Source organism: Erwinia typographi (assembly GCF_000773975.1).
Lineage (GTDB): Bacteria > Pseudomonadota > Gammaproteobacteria > Enterobacterales > Enterobacteriaceae > Erwinia > Erwinia typographi.
This window is the reverse complement of record NZ_JRUQ01000027.1, coordinates 235,283-251,905: the sequence shown is the minus strand read 5'-3', so window position 1 is coordinate 251,905 and position 16,623 is coordinate 235,283. Positions and strand designations below refer to the sequence as shown.

Sequence of the window (16,623 nt, the reverse complement as noted above, 5' to 3'; positions counted from 1 at the left end):
CCCTGCGCAGGTTCAGACATTACTATTTTTCCAGAACGCGGGCTGCTTCGCTGCCTGACGGCTGTAATTCTCCAGCCAGATTTCCTGCCTATTTTCAATAGCCTGCGCCAGCTGCTGCCAGCCCTGTAGCCACGCCTCAACGGCAGCGAAGTCATATGCGCCAGCCAACAAGCGCGCCGCCAGCAGCTGACGATGCAGCCGGGTCAGCTTGTCCTGATACTCATTCAGCTGGCGCACCTGGCTGAAAGTCTCTCTCAGATCCGCTGCAATCCTTCCCAGCATAATGTCGCAGAAGCGTTTAAACGATCCCTGAAGTTTGGCATCGGCCTTGGCATCGATAAACCCGCGCCAGCGCTCGGTGACAATCCAGTTAGTAAGCGCTAACTGGGTATGTAGAGAGAGCGGGCTGAAGCAGAGCGGCGCGGCCTGAACGTCATCGTCGAGCAGCGCTTCTTCCAGCCCGGTCAGCGAATGGCGCAGCGCGTGGCTGGCCTTGCGCGGCACCAGCGCCCCAAACAGCGAGAAGGCCTGGCGCAGCGTCTCCAGCGCCTGCTGAACCTCATGCTGAGCAGCGCCGTTACCCCGCAGCCAAAGCTCCTCGTGGTACTGCCACTGGTTTAACGCCAGGGTGAATGCGGCCTGCATCCCCTCTTCGACCGTCGCCTTCGGCTTCACTTTCATCACCGACAACGGGCGCAGCTCGCGCGGCGGGTTGCCTTTCGCCAGCGCATAGCCCCTGGCAGCCTTGCTCAGGCTGCCCAGCCGCAGGCCGCCCATGTTTGACAGTTCAGCGGCAAAGGCCAGCAGATCGTCCCGCTCACCGGTTTTCAGCTCCAGCTCGACCTCGCTCAGCGGCTCGCCTGAGTCACCTGCGCGCACTTCACCACTGTCAAATGCAACTTCGATCTCGCTTTTCAGGTAAGTAACCACCCACTTTTCACGCACAAAGTGGGTGCTGAACAGCGGATTAAGCCGCTGTTGCAGGGCGGCCACATCGCAGCCTTCCGGCCAGACCTCCGCCGGGAGCAGGTCAATAGCCAGCTCCGGCGAGTCCAGCGCCACGTTATACTCCGGCCGCTGGTGCAGGCCGCCGAGGGTTTGCCCCGCCGTCTTCAGGGTCATCTCATAGCTGTCGCCAAAGCCACGGATGCGCAGGCCCATATCCCAGCGGCGCAGTTGGCTATCCGCCGTCTCAAAATAGATGTTGGTCAGCCGGAGTGGCTCAGCATGTTTATTCGGCCAGTTTTCCAGCAGGGCCGGGAGTTTTTCAGCGGCATCCCGCGTGGCAATGAACTTTACTTCGATTTCGATGGTCATATTTTATTAATCAGATGATTAGCGGTACGTTAAGTGGAGCACCGGCGCGATTATGCTGCTCATTTTTCGCCATTTTTAGCTTTTATCAGTAAAATGACGCCGAAAAATGCGCTGCGCACTAGCCATATATGACGTGAAGAGTAATGCAGAATCGCCGTGGCTGTCTCGGCTTAATTATGCTTTTGCGGCACGCCTGGCACTGCCCTGAGACCAGGAAAGTTCTCATTTAGCTTTATACGAGCCAGCTCCAGACTGTTTCATTAATTTTTCCAGGACCCACGTAAAAAGATATCGAATGAAAAAAACTCATCTTATTGGCCTTACTTTACTGACATTTAGCGTAGCAGCTTCCGTTCATGCCGAAGAGAAACGCTATATTTCCGACGAGCTTTCCACCTGGGTCCGTAGCGGTCCCAGCGACAGTTACCGCCTTGTCGGCACCCTGAACGCCGGGGAAGAGGTTGAGCTGCTGCAAACCAACGACAGCACCCATTACGCGCAGATCCGCGATTCTAACGGTCGTACCATCTGGATCCCGCAGGCGCAGCTCAGCCAGCAGCCAAGCCTGCGGACCCGCGTGCCGCAGCTTGAGCAGCAGGTCAAAGACCTGACCGACAAGCTGGCCAATATCGATGGGAGCTGGAACCAGCGCACCGCCGAAATGCAGAAAAAGGTGGCGGGTAGCGACGGAGCGATCAACGGCCTGAAAGAAGAGAACCAGAAGCTGAAGAATGAGCTGATCGTCGCGCAGAAAAAAGTCAGCGCCGCTAACGTTCAGCTGGATGACAAACAGCGCACCATTATCATGCAGTGGTTTATGTACGGCGGCGGCGTGGCTGGCATAGGTTTACTGCTTGGCCTGCTGTTACCGCATATGATCCCAAGCCGTAAAAAGAAAGATCGCTGGATGAACTGATCCGGCGACGACCAGCAGCAGGGCATCCATTGATGCCCTGTTTTGCGTGCCCGCAGGATAGCCACTTCCCCGCAAAGGTGGGACAGGATCATCACTTCAAGTATGATGCCAGAAACGAATAGCTCAGGAGCGCGGTAGTGAAGACTTACCTTGTCGGTGGCGCGGTACGCGATGCACTGTTAAATCTGCCGGTCAAAGACCAGGACTGGGTGGTGGTCGGCGCTTCGCCAGAAGAGATGCTGAGCCAGGGCTATGAGCAGGTAGGCCGCGATTTTCCGGTGTTTCTGCATCCCGACACGCATCAGGAGTATGCGCTGGCGCGGACCGAACGCAAAAGCGGCAGCGGCTATACCGGGTTTGTCTGTTACTCCGCTCCGGACGTCACCCTTGAGCAGGATTTACAGCGCCGTGATTTGACCATCAATGCCATTGCTCAGGACCAACAGGGCCGTTTTTACGATCCCTATGGCGGACGGGCGGACTTGGACAAACGCCTGCTGCGCCACGTTTCAGTCGCTTTTAATGAGGACCCCCTGCGCGTTCTTCGCGTGGCGCGCTTTGCCGCGCGCTTTGCCCATCTGAATTTTGTCATCGCAGAAGAGACCCAGGCGCTGATGCGCTGGATGGCTGAAAGCGGCGAGCTGAATACGCTGACCGCCGAACGGGTGTGGAAAGAGACGGAAAAAGCGCTGGAAACCCGCAATCCACAGGTTTATTTCCAGGTGCTGCGGGACTGCGGCGCGTTGGCCGTGCTGTTCCCGGAGCTGGATAATCTTTATGGCGTGCCGGCACCGGCAAAATGGCACCCAGAGATCGACACTGGCGTGCATACGCTGATGACGCTGGCTATCGCTGCCCAACTCAGTCCTGATGTCGCTATCCGTTTTGCCACGCTGTTTCACGACGTCGGCAAGGCGCTGACGCCCCCTGAAAAATGGCCCAGCCATCATGGCCACGGCCCGGCGGGCGTGCCGCTGGTCGCAGCGCTGTGCCAGCGTCTGCGCGTGCCGAATGCCATCCGCGATCTGGCGCTGCTGGTCACCGAATTTCACGATCTTGTGCATACCGTACAGCGCCAGAGCCCGGAAACGCTGATCGCCCTGTTTGACCGCATCGATGCCTGGCGTAAACCCCAGCGCGTTGAGCAAATCGCGCTGACCAGCGAAGCCGATGCGCGCGGGCGTACAGGGTTCGAAAGCCATGCTTATCCGCAGGGCGATTTTCTGCGGGAAGCCTTTAAGATTGCCTCAGGCGTGCCGACCAAAGAGGTGGTCGCCAGCGGCTTTAAGGGCGTGGAAGTCAGAGAGGAATTAACCAGGAGAAGAATTGCGGCGATAGAACGCTGGAAAGAACGGCAGGCTTAAGGCTCCCGAAGCCAGCCCAGACAGGCCAGCTCCGGGAAAAGCGCCGGTTAGACGAAAATCATGTAGACCGCCGCCGCCACAATAAAGCGATAGATAGCAAACGGCACGAACGAGATGCGCTGAATCAGCTTCAGGAACACCTTGATGGCAATCAGCGCGACGATAAACGCCACGATAAAGCCAACGGCAAACATTGGGAAATCGGCCATCGTCAGGAAGCCGATGCTTTTATAGAGATCCAGCACCGTGGCGCCCATCATCATCGGTACGGCCAGAATGAACGAGAATTCTGAAGCGGCATAGCGGCTTACGCCAACCAGCATTCCCCCAGAGATGGTCGCGCCGGAGCGGGAAAAACCCGGCCAGAGCGCCAGACACTGAAAGCAGCCGATGATCAACGCCTGACGGTAGGTCATATCATCCACGCCAACGGCCTTAGGCTGTTTTGGCTTAAGGTATTCCGCGGCCAGCAGCAGCACGCCGCCCACCACCAGCGCGTACATGACGTTTATCGGGTTGAATAATTCTTTGATTTTGTCGTGAAAGATAAGGCCAATCACCACGGCAGGAACCATACCCAGCAGAATGTGGATCAGCGACAAATGGCCGCTCCCCGTCCCTTCATGCGGCACCTTGCCAAAATGGATGCCAATCAGGCTAAACAGCCGACGCCAGAACATCACTACCACGGCTAAAATTGAACCGAGCTGGATAACTACTTCAAAAGTATCTGCTTTGTCGCCTTCAAACCCTAACAGATGACCGACAATGATCATGTGCCCGGTGGAGGAAACAGGAAGAAACTCTGTTAACCCCTCAACAATGCCAAGTATTGCTGCCACCCATAGCTGATGAATATCTGCCATCCACTTTTCCCCTATCCGTATAAAAAACATTAAAAAGGCGGTTGCTTAACGCTCCCGCCAAATTGTGCCCACGCAGAGTTAGGCCAACCTTAAGACAGAGCATAATGTGGTTTGGTTTCACCGGGATGGCAATGCTATTGGATTTATTTCAGATTAGTCCCGCGCTCGATGACGACGCCCACCCGCGCGGCCTGGGCCACTGCACCGGGTTTGCTGAGCTTAATTCGCACCCAGGGCGAGTTGAATCGCGCCAGCAGCAGCGCCGCCACTTCTTCCGCCACCCGCTCCACCAGGGCAAATTTACCGTTTGCCACATGGTGAATAATCGCTTCCGACACATCGGCATAGCTCAGGCAGTCATTCACATCGTCACTGGCGGCCGCCTGGCGATTGTCCCAGGCCAGTTCGACATCGAACACCAGCTTCTGCTGAATGGTTTGTTCCCAGTCATAAACACCAATGGTGGTAATGACCGACAGTTGTTCAATAAATACAATATCCATGATGGGCGTCTCTGTTTTTGCGGTTGCCAGATACCACTTCCGGCGGATTATGCGTATTATCCACGGATGATGAGAACAAAACGACCCCTACAAGATGGAACGGTGTTATGAGTGTATTCGCGCTTGGTATGATTCTTTTCGCGTATCTGTGCGGCTCCATTTCCAGCGCGATCCTGGTTTGCCGACTGTTTAGATTACCGGACCCGCGTCAGAACGGATCCGGTAATCCAGGCGCGACCAACGTCCTGCGTATCGGCGGGAAAGTTCCGGCAGCGATGGTGCTGGTGTTTGACGTGCTCAAAGGAATGCTGCCGGTCTGGCTCGCTTATCACTATGGCGTATCGCCCCTCTATCTGGGCCTGGTCGCCATCGCCGCCTGCATAGGGCATATTTATCCGGTCTTCTTCCATTTCAAAGGTGGTAAAGGCGTTGCCACCGCGTTTGGCGCCATTGCGCCCATCGGCTGGGATTTAACCGGCCTGATGACCGGAACCTGGCTGCTGACCGTCCTTCTTAGCGGCTACTCGTCGCTGGGCGCGATTATCAGCGCGCTGATTGCCCCCTTCTATGTCTGGTGGTTTAAGCCCCAGTTCACCTTTCCGGTAGCCATGCTGTCCTGTCTGGTTTTGCTGCGTCATCACGACAATATTCAGCGCCTGTGGCGCGGGCAGGAAACAAAAATCTGGAAGAAGAAAAAGAAGAAGCCTTAACCTCAGGCCGGTAAATTTAGATAAATTGCGATATTTAGCCAGGAGGCGATTGTTTACACTTGTTTTGGAACATTATTCGTTCTGGTAACAATGTAAAATTTATAAGGATATAAGAATGAAAGAACTGAACAGCATTGAAATCATGCAGGTAAGCGGCGCTGGTATCATTGAAGATCTCTTTGGCAACGTGGGCGGTAACATCGGCAATGGCATCTTCAACATGATTTCCAACGTTACCGGTGGACTGGAAATTGAGATACCCCTACTGGGCAACGTGAGCCTCAGCCAGATATTCTCTGACTTTGGCAGAGATGCCGGCAGCAGGATTGGCGGCAACGTGGGCAGTACCATTGAAAATATGATCGGTGGCATTCCGGTTATCGGTGGTTTTCTGAACGGCCTGCTGGGTAACTAACCCCGCCCAACAAGGAGGAGCGGGTTCGGGCCCACGACCGCACCGCAAGGTGATGACGCGGACTCGTTTCTCTTTATTCCAGCCCCGGCAGCTCGGCCAGTGGCCAGCGCGGGCGCACCGTTACGCTTAACGCTGCCCGACTCCCCCCCTTCAGGCGAACCAGCCCGGCGTAGGCGATCATGGCGCCATTATCGGTGCAGAATTCCGGGCGCGCATAAAAGACTTCGCCGCCGCGCGCCTTCATCACTTCAGCCATTTTGCTACGCAGCGTACGGTTAGCGCTGACGCCGCCGGCAATCACCAGCCGCTTAAAGCCGGTCTGCTCCAGCGCGCGTTTGCACTTGATCGCCAGCGTATCAACCACCGCGTCCTCAAACGCCCGGGCGATGTCCGCACGGGTCTGCGGGTCTTCGCTGTTTTCACGGATCGTATTGGCGGCAAAGGTTTTCAGTCCTGAGAAGCTAAAGTCCAGCCCCGGCCGGTCGGTCATTGGGCGCGGAAAGACAAAGCGCTTTTCAACACCCTGCTGCGCCATTTTCGACAGCATCGGACCGCCAGGATAGTCGAGTCCGAGCAGCTTCGCCGTTTTATCAAACGCTTCTCCTGCGGCATCGTCAACGGACTCGCCCATCAGGGTATATTCCCCAATGCCGGTCACGCTGATGAGCTGGGTATGCCCGCCGGAGACCAGCAGCGCGACAAAAGGAAACGCGGGCGGGTTATCCTCCAGCATCGGCGCCAGCAGGTGGCCTTCCATATGATGGACGGGAATCGCCGGGACGTCCCACGCAAAGGCCAGAGAACGGCCAATGGTCGCGCCGACCAGCAGCGCGCCAACCAGCCCGGGCCCGGCGGTATAGGCGACGGCATCGATATCCTGAGCCTGAAGACCGGCCTCTTTTAGAGCGGCCTGGATTAGCGGTACGGTTTTTCGCACATGATCGCGCGAGGCCAGTTCTGGCACCACTCCGCCGTAATCGGCGTGCAGCTTGACCTGGCTATAAAGTTGGTTGGCGAGCAAACCGTTCGCCTCATCGTAAATGGCGATTCCGGTTTCATCGCAGGATGTTTCAATTCCGAGCACACGCATGACTTTTCACCTCATTCTTGCGGCGCGCAGTGTAGCATGAAGGCCCCACGGCGAGCGGCAATTTTGCAGCGACAGGCCTGACTTACTGATAAGTCAGGAGAAAATATTTTCGCCGCCGCGCGCGCATTGATGTATACTCCTCGCCCTGAAAAAAACCGGCAGTGGCACAGGCGCATCTGTTGGTGACATTATGCTATGGTGCTTTACAACGCGGCCTGTGTTGGAGTAAAATTCCGCACCATTTTGAAACAAGCTGGCACTGACGTCAGCAACAAAACCGAATTTATCGAGGTGAGAGTTACATGCCGGTAATTAAAGTACGTGAAAACGAGCCATTTGACGTAGCACTGCGTCGCTTCAAGCGTTCTTGCGAGAAAGCAGGCGTTCTGGCTGAAGTTCGTCGTCGTGAGTTTTATGAAAAACCTACTACCGAACGTAAGCGCGCCAAAGCGTCTGCCGTTAAACGCCACGCGAAGAAACTGGCTCGCGAAAACGCACGCCGCACTCGTCTGTACTAATCTGCGGAGGGGTTTCCCTCACGCTACGCAGACAAGTAAGTAGTTAAGAAGGCCGTGCTTTCCGAAAGGAATGCGCGGCTTGTTCTCGTTTATGAGCTGATAAACCGGGGCTTATGGCTGGACGAATTCCACGCGTATTTATCAATGACTTGTTGGCACGCACGGACATCGTGGATCTTATCGATGCGCGCGTAAAGCTGAAAAAGCAGGGCAAGAATTACCACGCGTGCTGTCCTTTCCATAATGAAAAAACCCCCTCTTTCACCGTGAACGGTGAAAAACAGTTTTACCACTGCTTCGGCTGTGGCGCTCACGGCAACGCCGTCGACTTTCTGATGAATTACGATCGTCTGGAGTTTGTCGAAAGCATTGAAGAGCTGGCGACGCTGTACGGGCTTGAAGTGCCCTATGAGAGCGGAACCGGCCCCAGCCAGCTTGAGCGTCATCAGCGTCAAAGCCTCTACCAGCTGATGGGCGGCCTGAGCGAGTTTTACCAGCAGGCGCTTTCTCAGAGTCAGGCTTCAGGCGCGCGCGACTATCTCGCGAAACGCGGTCTGAGCGATGCGGTTATCAAGCATTTCTCTATCGGCTATGCGCCTGCCGGCTGGGACAACGCCCTGAAGCGCTTTGGCCGTAATCAGGACGATCGCCAGTCGCTGATTGATGCAGGAATGCTGGTGACGAACGACCAGGGCCGCAGTTACGATCGCTTTCGCGACCGGGTGATGTTCCCGATCCACGACAAGCGCGGAAGAGTCATAGGCTTTGGCGGTCGCGTTTTAGGCGACGCAGTGCCGAAGTACCTGAACTCGCCGGAAACCGATATTTTTCATAAAGGTCGCCAGCTGTACGGCCTGTTTGAAGCGCAAAAGAATCATCCAGAACCGTCGAAGCTGCTGGTCGTTGAAGGGTATATGGATGTGGTGGCGCTGGCGCAGTTCGGCATTGATTATGCCGTCGCGTCGCTGGGCACCTCCACCACGCCAGAGCATATTCAACTTCTTTTCCGCACCACCGATAGCGTGATTTGTTGCTATGACGGCGACAGAGCGGGCCGCGAAGCCGCATGGCGAGCGCTGGAAACCGCATTGCCTTACATGAATGACGGTCGTCAGCTACGCTTTATGTTTCTGCCTGACGGCGAAGACCCGGATACGCTGGTGCGTAAAGAGGGCAAAGAGGCGTTTGAAGCCCGGATGGAGCAGGCAATGCCGCTCTCCGCGTTCCTGTTTGACTCTTTGCTGCCGCAGGTTGATTTGCGCTCGCCGGACGGACGCGCTCAGCTCAGCACGCTGGCTTTGCCGTTGATTAGCCAGGTTCCCGGCGAAACGCTGCGTATCTATTTACGTCAGGAGCTGGGGAATAAGCTGGGGATTCTGGATGACAGCCAGTTGGAAAAGCTGATGCCTAAGCAGGGTGAGAATGCAAAACCACCCCAGCAGCCTCAGCTAAAACGCACAACCATGCGTATACTGATTGGGTTACTGATTCAGAATCCTGCGCTGGCTAATATGGTTCCGCCGCTGGACGGGCTACAGGCTTCAGAGCTGGCGGGGTTTCCGCTATTTGTTGAGTTAGTGAACACTTGCGTAGCTCACCCTGGCCTGACCACCGGACAGTTACTAGAGTTATACCGCGGAACAAAATTTAGCCAGAGCCTTGAAAATCTGGCCACCTGGAACCACATGATCGTAGAAGATGAAGTGGAAACCATGTTTAAAGATTCGCTGGCCAGCATGTATGACGCTGCGCTGGAACGTCGGCTTGAAGAGCTGATTGCGCGTGACCGCACGCATGTGCTGAACGCGGAAGAACGTCGCGAGTTCTGGACGCTGAGCCAGGCCTTAGCAAAGAAATAATACCGCGGCCGATGCGATCGCCGTTGACCAATTTAAGAAGCGAAGCTCCTCGCAGTCAGATTGATTGCAGCAAACGCAGCGTACCAGGGTACGTGGGGACTGACGAGTTTGCCAGCCAGTACAGGGCAGCAACGCGGCTTCGAATACCGAACACTGCGGCTTAAGTGCCGATTATGCGCCAGGTTGAGCCTGGCAGCCGCTTCGATGGGCAGCGGCAAAAATCCAACGCCCTCACTGTTATTGTTGGCTGCATAGCCACCGACACCAATCTAATTTAACAGAAGTGTGGATACCGTCTTATGGAGCAAAACCCGCAGTCACAGCTGAAGCTTCTTGTCACCCGTGGTAAAGAGCAAGGCTACCTGACCTATGCCGAGGTCAATGACCATCTGCCGGAAGATATCGTCGACTCCGATCAGATTGAAGACATCATCCAGATGATCAACGACATGGGCATACAGGTTGTAGAAGAAGCGCCTGATGCCGACGATCTGATGCTGAACGAAAACAGCAGCGACACCGACGAAGATGCTGCTGAAGCAGCGGCTCAAGTGCTGTCCAGCGTTGAATCTGAGATCGGACGCACCACCGACCCGGTGCGCATGTACATGCGCGAAATGGGTACCGTTGAGCTCCTGACGCGCGAAGGCGAAATTGACATCGCTAAACGCATCGAAGACGGTATCAACCAGGTACAGTGCTCCGTTGCTGAATACCCTGAAGCCATCACCTATCTGCTGGAACAGTACGATCGCGTTGAGGCGGGTGAAGCACGCCTGTCAGACATGATCACCGGCTTTGTCGATCCGAATGCTGAAGAAGATATTGCCCCTACCGCTACTCACGTAGGGTCTGAGCTGTCTCAGGAAGAGCGCGACGACGACGACGATGAAGACGAAGATGATGACGACAGTTCCGACGATGACAACAGCATCGATCCAGAGCTGGCGCGCGAGAAGTTTAACGACCTGCGCGTTCAGTATGAAAAAGCCCGTACCGTTATCAAAGCCAAAGGCCGCAGCCATGCTGATGCCGTGACTGAAATTCAGAACCTGTCCGACGTATTTAAGCAGTTCCGCCTGGTGCCGAAGCAGTTCGACTTCCTGGTGAACAACATGCGTACCATGATGGATCGCGTTCGCACTCAGGAACGCCTGATCATGAAGCTCTGCGTTGAAATCTGCAAAATGCCGAAGAAGAACTTCATCACGCTGTTCACCGGCAATGAAACCAGCGAAACCTGGTTCAAAGCGGCGCTGGCAATGAACAAACCCTGGTCTGAGAAGCTGAAAGAAGTCAATGACGACGTGCAGCGCGGCCTGATGAAGCTGGGACAGATCGAAGAAGAGACTGGCCTGACGATTGAACAGGTGAAAGATATTAACCGTCGCATGTCGATCGGTGAAGCGAAAGCGCGCCGTGCGAAGAAAGAGATGGTTGAAGCGAACTTACGTCTGGTTATCTCGATCGCCAAAAAGTACACCAACCGGGGTCTGCAATTCCTCGATCTGATTCAGGAAGGGAATATCGGCCTGATGAAAGCGGTAGATAAGTTTGAATATCGCCGTGGTTATAAGTTCTCAACCTATGCGACCTGGTGGATCCGACAGGCTATTACCCGCTCTATCGCTGATCAGGCGCGCACCATCCGTATTCCGGTGCATATGATTGAGACCATCAACAAGCTCAACCGTATTTCCCGCCAGATGCTTCAGGAGATGGGGCGCGAGCCGACGCCGGAAGAGCTGGCCGAGCGGATGCTGATGCCGGAAGATAAAATCCGCAAGGTGCTGAAAATTGCTAAAGAGCCGATCTCTATGGAGACGCCGATTGGTGATGATGAAGATTCACATCTGGGCGATTTTATCGAAGACACCACGCTGGAGCTGCCGCTGGACTCCGCCACTTCCGAAAGCCTGCGCTCAGCCACCCACGACGTGCTGGCTGGCCTGACGGCCCGTGAAGCGAAAGTGCTGCGTATGCGTTTCGGTATCGATATGAATACCGACCACACGCTGGAAGAGGTCGGCAAGCAGTTTGACGTAACGCGTGAGCGTATTCGTCAGATTGAGGCGAAAGCGCTGCGTAAGCTGCGCCACCCAAGCCGCTCTGAAGTTCTGCGTAGCTTCCTGGACGACTAAACCTTCGGGTAAGAAATGTCCCGCTAAACAGCCCCTGCTTGCAGGGGCTTTTTTTTGTCGCGATAAAAGCGCGCCTGCGGCTTCAGCGTCCCCGTTCGGCCAGCGCGGTGTCCAGCTCGCGGTAAGCCGCCGACAGGTCATCCTGCGAAGCCCGGTTCAGGCCGCTGGGATTGGGCAGCACCCAGATTTCCGTCTCGCCAACGGTTTGCGGCTGCCTGCCCCACTCTACCTTGCTGACCCGAAATGCCTGTTTATAAGCCTGCTTACCGAGTACGGCAAGCGCATAGGGCTGATAGCGCTGGATTTTCTCAATCAGCGCCTTGCCGCCATCGCGCAGCTCCATGCCCGAAAGCTCGGTAGCCTCTTTGGTTGGCCGCTCCACCAGCATGGTGATGCCGCAGCCCGTGTCCAGCAGCAGTTGCTCCTCTTCCGGCCTCAGCTGTCTGGCCGTAAAGCCAGCCTGCCAGATTGTTTTCCAGAACCGGTTGCCCTTGTGGGCAAAATGAAAGCCCGTATGGGCGGAGGATTTCCCCGGATTGATGCCGCAAAAAACTACCCGCAGGCCCGGTGCCAGAATATCCGTAATGCCGTGTTGGTCAGTCTCACTCACTTTTGTCTTCTCGTTACAGCGTTGTTATCCAGCCAGCATAGAACAGGGATACTTGCCAGCATAATTGAGGGTCAATTTATCATAAAATACAAATTTATCAGGCCGCTTCGATCGCCCGTTCAGACCGGCTGAAAAGCCTCCCGCAGCCAGTGGATAAAGCCGCTGACGGCGCGGGGAACCTGAGCAGACCACGGGCGGACCACGTACAGCGTCTCGGCGAAGGCGCCCACCGTTTGCCACTCCGGCAGTACCTCCACTAGTCGTCCGTCTCCCAGCGCCGCCCGCGCGCTGAAGTCAGGCAATAGCGCGATGCCAAGCCCGTCGAGGGCGGCATCCCGGATGGATTCGCTGTTATTGGTGGCAAAGGGGCCAGTCACGTTAACCGTGACCGGTTCCCGCCCCGTCAGCCGCGCAACAAACGTCCAGCTGGGCGTTTCGGTTCCTCGCGGATAATAAAGGCACTGATGCCCGCTCAGCGCCTGCGGCGTCTCAGGCATACCGTACCGTGCCAGATAAGTGGGCGAAGCGACAACCTGAGCACGGGTGGCGCAGAGCGGCAGCGCAACGTGCGTTTCTGGCAACGTATCGCTGTGGCGAATAGCGAGATCGAACCCTTCACTCGCCAGGGAAATCAGCCGGTCCGAAACCTCAAGCTGCACGCGCACCTGCGGATGCTCGCGCAGAAAAGCGGTAATGTGCGGCACCAGCTGCTGGCGGGCGAAGGCCACGGGCGCCGTCACCCGAACCAACCCTCGCAGCGGTCCGGACGAGTCGCGCACGCTGAAAAAACTCTGTTCAATTTGCGCAAAGGGCTGCCGCAGCTCTTCCACCAGCTTCTCTCCGGCGCTGGTCAGCCGCACGCTGCGGGTGGTGCGCGTCACCAGCGGAAGGCCAGCCACATGCTCCAGCTCCTTAATTTTCTGGCTCATCGCCGCCTTGCTGACCTCCAGCCGATCGGCGGCGCGGGTAAAGCTGCCCTGCTCCGCCAGCACCGTCAGCCAGTGAAGGTGGCTCCACAACGCATCGCTCTTTACGTCCTTCATTTTTATTGTTCACAATAGTAAATAATCAGTTCAAGTATAGCGCTTTTTCCCTGGCAAAGATCGCCGTAAAGTATCCGACAGGTCAGCGACAGACAGCCCGTTGTTCTGTCGGCTAATTTTACTCTTTTGAGGGGAATAACCGATGCCTTTACTACAATTTGACGTGATTCAGGGCCGCCCGGAATCGGAGCTGAAAACAATGCTGGATGCGGCGCACCGCGCGGTGCTGGCCGCCTTTAACGTGCCTGAACGCGACCGTTACCAAATTGTTCACGAGAACAAAAGATATCAGATGGTTTTTGAAGATACCGGCCTGGGCCTGACCCGTACCGACAACCTGGTGATGGTGCGGGTCTTTACCAGCCCGCGCAGCGATGAGCAGAAGCAGTTTTTTATGGCTGAACTCTGCCGGGAGCTGAAAGAGAGCTGCGGCATTTTGGGCAGCGATCTGATCATCAGCTTTATTACCAACGCGAAAGGTGACTGGAGCTTCGGCAACGGCGTGGCGCAGTACCTGACCGGCGATCTTTAAACGCGGCGCGCTACCCTTTACTCCCAGCCGCCGGGATGGTGATGCCAGGCCACGGCGGCTTCCAGACGGTACGCCATCGCCAGCAGCTGCGGCTCGTGGTGATAAGCCGCCACCAGCTGAGCGCCTATCGGCATCCCCCCGGCAGAGAGCCCAACCGGCAGCGTGATCGCGCAGCCGTCGAGGTAGTTCACCGCCCGCGTCAGCAGCGCCAGCGTAGCCTGGCGTTCATCCACCGCCTCCAGCGGACAAGCCGTCACGGCCAGCGTCGGCATCAGCAGAATATCCCACTCGCTCATCACTTCGCGAAACAGCGCTATATGCTGCTCCCGCTCTCTCAGCAACCCTTCAAAGCTCTCTTTGCCGATCGCCGAGCCGTGCAGCAGCTTTTCGGCGGTTGAGGGATTATAAAGATCGCGATGGTTGGTCATCATCTCGCGATGCCAGGCCCAGGCTTCCGCCGCGATAATTTCTCCGCTGCGGGCACTGAGTCCAGTCCACGAGAAAGGAAGCTTGATCCGCGTCACCGCTACCCCGGCCTCGCTGAGCAGACGCTGCGTCGTCTCCAGCGCCGCGACAATATCAGCATCAATGTCCGCTCCCAGCGTGGCCGGTTCGATATACGCCACCCGCAGAGTGTCGGCGTTAGCCAGCCTGAAGGTATCACCGCTCATACAGCGATAAAGCAGCTCGGCGTCGGCCACGCTGTGCGTCAGCGGCCCGATGGAGTCCAGCGTGATGGAGAGGGGAATACAGCCCTCACGACTGATGCGATTTTGCGTGGGCTTCAGCCCCACCAGGCCATTCATCGCCGCCGGAATGCGTACCGAGCCTCCGGTATCGGTGCCGATAGCGGCAGGAACCAGCCCGGCGGCAACCGCCACGGCCGAACCGCTGGACGAACCGCCAGGCACCCGATGCACCTCACAATCCCAGGGATTCCACGGCGTGCCTGCCGCCTGATTGATTCCCCAGCCGCCAAAGGCGAACTCCACCAGCTGGGTTTTCCCGGCCAGCACCGCGCCATGTTGCAGCAGCCGCGTCAGGACTGGAGACGTCTGCGTCGAGCGGCTGTCGGCAAGCTGACGCGAGCTGGCGCTACAGGGTGTGCCCTGCCAGTGCAGCAGATCTTTAATCCCCAGCGGGATCCCCTGAAGCGGCCCCAGATCCACGCCAGCCTTGCGCAGCAGATCCTGTCCCTGTGCCGCCGTAACCAGCGTCCCGCTAAAAACGGTGACAAACGCGTTGAGCCGCTGGTCATGGCGGGCGATCCGCGCAAGGTAAAAGCCAGCAATCTCTTCACAGGTCAGCTCGCCGCGACGCAGCGCGGCAGCCAGTTCAGTCACCGTAATAAACGGACTCGTCATTCTTACTCCCTGCCAACGGGCGGCTGCTGCAAATGGAAGGTCGTCCGCTGCTGGTAATGGTGGGCAATCTGCAACAGCCGCTGCTCGCTGCCGTCCGGCCCCATCAGCTGCATACCCACAGGCAGCCGCTGACGATCGAATCCCGCAGGGAAGCTCAGCGCTGGCATCGCCGTCAGGCTGGGAATACAGGTAAAGCGCATATTCCCGGTCAGCACGCTCTCCTCGCCGTCGCCAATCATCAGCGTCTCCTGCCCGACCAGCGGCGCGGTGAAAGGCAGCATCGGCATAACGATCGCATCGACCTTGCGAAATAGCTGGTTAAACTGCTCGCGCAGCAGCGTGCGGTAACGTTGCGCCTGCAAATATTCCACGGCGGTAAAGCTGCCGCCCGCCAGCAGCAGCGCGCGAACGTCTTCGCCATAATTCTCCGGCTGGCGCTGAAGCCACGGCCAGTGGATGGCGCTCGGTTCTGCGGCATCAACAATCACCTGCGCATCAACGGCTCTTTCCAGCCCGTCAATCTCCACCTCAAACAGCGTGGCGCCCATCCGTTGAAGCTCGGCGAGCATCTCCTCGAAGGCCAGAGCGATATCAGGCTGGAGACCTCCCCGGCTGTAATCGCTGATGATGCCCACGCGCAGGGCGTGGGGCAGCTCGTCCATCGGCAGCAGCGCTTCGCCGCTCAGTACGCTATAGAGCAGAGCACAGTCTTCACTGGACGGGGCCAGCGGCCCAACGGTATCCATACTCCAGGCCAGAGGGAACACGCCGTCGGTGGGGATGCGTCCTACGCCGGGGCGCAGCCCGGTTATGCCATTCATTGAGGCCGGTAAGCGTACCGAACCGCCAGTGTCCGTCCCCAGCGTCGCAAAGGCGCTGCGCACCGCAGCGGCAACGCCGGAACCGCCGCTTGAACCAGCAGGAATCCGCGCGCTATCCCAGGGGTTAAAACAGGCGCCGTGATGCGGATTATTGGTGGTTCCGCCCCAGGCGAATTCATGCATATTGGTGCAGCCCAGGATAATCGCTCCGGCCTGCTTCAGGCGCTGGCTGACGGTCGCATCCTGAGAAGCCACGTTGCCCTTCAGCAGCTTGCTGCCAGCGTGCATCTCCCGGCCTGCGATGGCGATATTGGCCTTCAGGCCTAGCGGAATACCGTGCAGCGGTCCCAGATCGACCCCGTTATCCAGCAGCGTCTGATAGCCAGCGGCCAGCGCCAGCGCCTGTCCGGCATACAGTTCGCTCCACGCGTTCAGCCCACGCGTTTGCCGCTCGCGGTCCAGGCAGGCCTGCACCAGCGCCACAAAACCGGTCTGCCCGGCGCGCACCTGTCTGCCAGCCTCGGCGATCGACAGAGTGAGAAGATCTGACATAG

At 57.2% G+C, this 16,623-nt stretch carries 16 protein-coding genes; 8 read left to right on the top strand and 8 right to left on the bottom strand.

Going from position 1 to position 16,623, the window contains the following annotated elements; genetic code table 11:
* Positions 1–12: 12 nt before the first annotated feature.
* Positions 13–1,317: a CYTH domain-containing protein gene (locus NG99_RS08450; protein ID WP_034890798.1), complete on the bottom strand. Its 1,305-nt coding sequence runs from the start codon at positions 1,315–1,317 to the stop codon at positions 13–15.
* Positions 1,318–1,612: 295 nt separating this feature from the next.
* On the opposite strand from NG99_RS08450, the gene NG99_RS08445 reads away from it, so the two are divergent.
* Positions 1,613–2,233, top strand: coding sequence for a TIGR04211 family SH3 domain-containing protein (locus tag NG99_RS08445; protein ID WP_034890796.1), 621 nt, complete (start codon positions 1,613–1,615; stop codon positions 2,231–2,233).
* A gap of 137 nt (positions 2,234–2,370) precedes the next feature.
* Positions 2,371–3,597: a multifunctional CCA addition/repair protein gene (locus NG99_RS08440; RefSeq protein WP_034890795.1), complete on the top strand. Its 1,227-nt coding sequence runs from the start codon at positions 2,371–2,373 to the stop codon at positions 3,595–3,597.
* A 47-nt stretch (positions 3,598–3,644) separates the two neighbouring features.
* Here NG99_RS08440 and bacA read toward each other — a convergent pair whose 3' ends face one another.
* Positions 3,645–4,493 (bottom strand): undecaprenyl-diphosphate phosphatase, encoded by an 849-nt coding sequence (gene bacA, locus NG99_RS08435; RefSeq protein WP_198138747.1) that lies wholly within the window; start codon positions 4,491–4,493, stop codon positions 3,645–3,647.
* Positions 4,494–4,606: 113 nt separating this feature from the next.
* Positions 4,607–4,966: a bifunctional dihydroneopterin aldolase/7,8-dihydroneopterin epimerase gene (folB, locus tag NG99_RS08430; RefSeq protein ID WP_034890792.1), complete on the bottom strand. Its 360-nt coding sequence runs from the start codon at positions 4,964–4,966 to the stop codon at positions 4,607–4,609.
* A 107-nt stretch (positions 4,967–5,073) separates the two neighbouring features.
* On the opposite strand from folB, the gene plsY reads away from it, so the two are divergent.
* Entirely contained in the window at positions 5,074–5,676 is a 603-nt protein-coding gene (gene plsY / locus NG99_RS08425; protein ID WP_034890790.1) for a glycerol-3-phosphate 1-O-acyltransferase PlsY, read from the top strand.
* A gap of 115 nt (positions 5,677–5,791) precedes the next feature.
* A complete protein-coding gene (locus NG99_RS08420; protein WP_034890788.1) occupies positions 5,792–6,091 on the top strand; it encodes a hypothetical protein in 300 nt (99 codons plus the stop codon).
* A 73-nt stretch (positions 6,092–6,164) separates the two neighbouring features.
* On the opposite strand, the gene tsaD is transcribed toward NG99_RS08420, so the two are convergent.
* Positions 6,165–7,181: a tRNA (adenosine(37)-N6)-threonylcarbamoyltransferase complex transferase subunit TsaD gene (tsaD, locus tag NG99_RS08415; protein ID WP_034890786.1), complete on the bottom strand. Its 1,017-nt coding sequence runs from the start codon at positions 7,179–7,181 to the stop codon at positions 6,165–6,167.
* Between the two features lie 302 nt (positions 7,182–7,483).
* On the opposite strand from tsaD, the gene rpsU reads away from it, so the two are divergent.
* From rpsU to rpoD, 3 genes are all read left to right on the top strand, one after another.
* Positions 7,484–7,699 carry a 30S ribosomal protein S21 gene (gene rpsU, locus NG99_RS08410; RefSeq protein ID WP_001144069.1) on the top strand — a complete coding sequence of 72 codons (216 nt, stop codon included), beginning with the start codon at positions 7,484–7,486 and terminating at the stop codon, positions 7,697–7,699.
* 113 nt (positions 7,700–7,812) lie between these two features.
* Positions 7,813–9,558: a DNA primase gene (gene dnaG, locus NG99_RS08405; protein WP_034890767.1), complete on the top strand. Its 1,746-nt coding sequence runs from the start codon at positions 7,813–7,815 to the stop codon at positions 9,556–9,558.
* Between the two features lie 299 nt (positions 9,559–9,857).
* Positions 9,858–11,699, top strand: coding sequence for an RNA polymerase sigma factor RpoD (rpoD, locus tag NG99_RS08400; protein ID WP_034890766.1), 1,842 nt, complete (start codon positions 9,858–9,860; stop codon positions 11,697–11,699).
* Between the two features lie 82 nt (positions 11,700–11,781).
* Here rpoD and mug read toward each other — a convergent pair whose 3' ends face one another.
* Both mug and NG99_RS08390 read right to left on the bottom strand, forming a co-directional pair.
* Positions 11,782–12,309: a G/U mismatch-specific DNA glycosylase gene (gene mug, locus NG99_RS08395; RefSeq protein WP_034890764.1), complete on the bottom strand. Its 528-nt coding sequence runs from the start codon at positions 12,307–12,309 to the stop codon at positions 11,782–11,784.
* A 119-nt stretch (positions 12,310–12,428) separates the two neighbouring features.
* Entirely contained in the window at positions 12,429–13,352 is a 924-nt protein-coding gene (locus NG99_RS08390) for a LysR substrate-binding domain-containing protein (RefSeq protein WP_034890762.1), read from the bottom strand.
* Positions 13,353–13,494: 142 nt separating this feature from the next.
* Here NG99_RS08390 and NG99_RS08385 point away from each other — a divergent pair, with 142 nt between their 5' ends.
* Complete coding sequence (locus NG99_RS08385; protein ID WP_034890759.1) at positions 13,495–13,884, top strand: tautomerase family protein; 390 nt, start codon at positions 13,495–13,497, stop codon at positions 13,882–13,884.
* Between the two features lie 17 nt (positions 13,885–13,901).
* On the opposite strand, the gene NG99_RS08380 is transcribed toward NG99_RS08385, so the two are convergent.
* Positions 13,902–15,248 carry an amidase gene (locus NG99_RS08380; protein WP_034890756.1) on the bottom strand — a complete coding sequence of 449 codons (1,347 nt, stop codon included), beginning with the start codon at positions 15,246–15,248 and terminating at the stop codon, positions 13,902–13,904.
* Positions 15,249–15,250: 2 nt separating this feature from the next.
* The gene (locus NG99_RS08375; RefSeq protein ID WP_034890754.1) at positions 15,251–16,621 is read right to left on the bottom strand and encodes an amidase; all 1,371 of its coding nucleotides are present in this window, start codon (positions 16,619–16,621) and stop codon (positions 15,251–15,253) included.
* Positions 16,622–16,623: the final 2 nt, after the last annotated feature.

Coding starts and splice junctions, on each gene's coding strand:
- NG99_RS08450 (WP_034890798.1), bottom strand. CDS start 1,317: ATGACCATCGAAATCGAAGTAAAGTTCATTGCCACGCGGGATGCCGCT.
- NG99_RS08445 (WP_034890796.1), top strand. CDS start 1,613: ATGAAAAAAACTCATCTTATTGGCCTTACTTTACTGACATTTAGCGTA.
- bacA (WP_198138747.1), bottom strand. CDS start 4,493: ATGTTTTTTATACGGATAGGGGAAAAGTGGATGGCAGATATTCATCAG.
- folB (WP_034890792.1), bottom strand. CDS start 4,966: ATGGATATTGTATTTATTGAACAACTGTCGGTCATTACCACCATTGGT.
- plsY (WP_034890790.1), top strand. CDS start 5,074: ATGAGTGTATTCGCGCTTGGTATGATTCTTTTCGCGTATCTGTGCGGC.
- NG99_RS08420 (WP_034890788.1), top strand. CDS start 5,792: ATGAAAGAACTGAACAGCATTGAAATCATGCAGGTAAGCGGCGCTGGT.
- tsaD (WP_034890786.1), bottom strand. CDS start 7,181: ATGCGTGTGCTCGGAATTGAAACATCCTGCGATGAAACCGGAATCGCC.
- rpsU (WP_001144069.1), top strand. CDS start 7,484: ATGCCGGTAATTAAAGTACGTGAAAACGAGCCATTTGACGTAGCACTG.
- dnaG (WP_034890767.1), top strand. CDS start 7,813: ATGGCTGGACGAATTCCACGCGTATTTATCAATGACTTGTTGGCACGC.
- rpoD (WP_034890766.1), top strand. CDS start 9,858: ATGGAGCAAAACCCGCAGTCACAGCTGAAGCTTCTTGTCACCCGTGGT.
- NG99_RS08390 (WP_034890762.1), bottom strand. CDS start 13,352: ATGAAGGACGTAAAGAGCGATGCGTTGTGGAGCCACCTTCACTGGCTG.
- NG99_RS08385 (WP_034890759.1), top strand. CDS start 13,495: ATGCCTTTACTACAATTTGACGTGATTCAGGGCCGCCCGGAATCGGAG.
- NG99_RS08380 (WP_034890756.1), bottom strand. CDS start 15,248: ATGACGAGTCCGTTTATTACGGTGACTGAACTGGCTGCCGCGCTGCGT.
- NG99_RS08375 (WP_034890754.1), bottom strand. CDS start 16,621: ATGTCAGATCTTCTCACTCTGTCGATCGCCGAGGCTGGCAGACAGGTG.